Annotated in this window: 2 protein-coding genes; both read left to right on the top strand. The window is 75.9% G+C overall.

The window, feature by feature from the left end; genetic code table 11:
* On the top strand, nucleotides 1–478 hold a 478-nt coding region (locus HW445_RS32235; RefSeq protein ID WP_180224287.1), incomplete at its 5' end, for a precorrin-3B C(17)-methyltransferase.
* Nucleotides 463–1,068, top strand: a 606-nt coding sequence (locus HW445_RS33985; RefSeq protein WP_180224286.1) for a cobalt-precorrin-4/precorrin-4 C(11)-methyltransferase, incomplete at its 3' end; no start/stop codon positions are given. The genes HW445_RS32235 and HW445_RS33985, both read left to right, overlap by 16 nt.

Raw genomic sequence — 1,068 nt, 5'->3', positions numbered from 1 at the left:
CATGGCCACCGCCGTCCTCGAGGCCGCCGAGGACCCCGCCTTCCGGCAGGTTCCGGTGCGCGTGCTGCCCGGCGTGAGCGCCGTGCAGGCCGTCGCCGCCCGGGCGGGCGCACCGATCGGCGGCGACTTCGCGGTCGTCAGCCTCTCCGACCGGCTCAAGCCCTGGGACGTGGTCGAACGACGTCTGCGCGCGATCGCCGAGGCCGACCTGGTGCTGGCCGTCTACAACCCGGCCTCCCGGTCCCGCACCGAACAGATCGCCACCGCCCGCCGCGTCCTGCTGGAGCACCGCGAACCGGGGACCGTGGTCGTCGTCGGCCGGGACGTCGGACGCCCCGGCGAGTCGCTGACCGTCACCACCCTCGGCGAACTTGACCCGGCCACCGTCGACATGCGCTGCCTGCTGATCGTCGGCGCGTCCGGCACCCGGGTCTCGGCGGCCGGCCGGGTGTGGACGCCGAGGTGGGTGAAGCCGTGACCGTCCACTTCGTCGGCGCGGGCCCCGGCGCAGCCGACCTGCTCACCGTGCGCGCCGTACGGCTGCTCGCCACGGCCGGCACCGTGCTCTACCCCGGCACCTACCTCGACCGGGCGGTCCTCGACCACTGCGCCCCGGACGCCGAACGGGTCGACACCCAGCGGCTCGACCTGGACCGCATCACCGAGCACCTGGTCACCGCCCACCGCGCCGGACGTGAGGTCGTCCGGCTGACCTCCGGCGACCCCTCGCTCTACTCGGCCCTCGCCGAGCAGACCCGCCGCCTCGACGCGCACGGCGTGCCCTGGGACGTCACGCCCGGGGTCCCCGCCTACGCGGCCGCGGCCGCGCTGGCGGGGCGGGAGCTGACCGTCCCGCTGCTCGCCCAGTCGGTGGTCCTCACCCGCACCCGGGCCCGCTCCACCGCGATGCCCGGCACCGAGTCGCTCGCCGCGTTCGCCGCCACCCGCGCCACCCTGGTCCTCCACCTCGCCATCACCCGCATCCGCGAACTGATGGCGGAACTCGCGCCCGAGTACGGCCCCGACTGCCCCGTGGTCGTGGTCCACCGGGCCAGCCAGCCGCAGGAG

Origin of the sequence: Streptomyces sp. UH6 (assembly GCF_013421635.1) — a bacterium.
In the GTDB taxonomy this organism is placed as follows: Bacteria; Actinomycetota; Actinomycetes; order Streptomycetales; family Streptomycetaceae; genus Streptomyces; species Streptomyces abyssomicinicus.
This window is presented reverse-complemented; position numbering and strand designations above follow the sequence as displayed.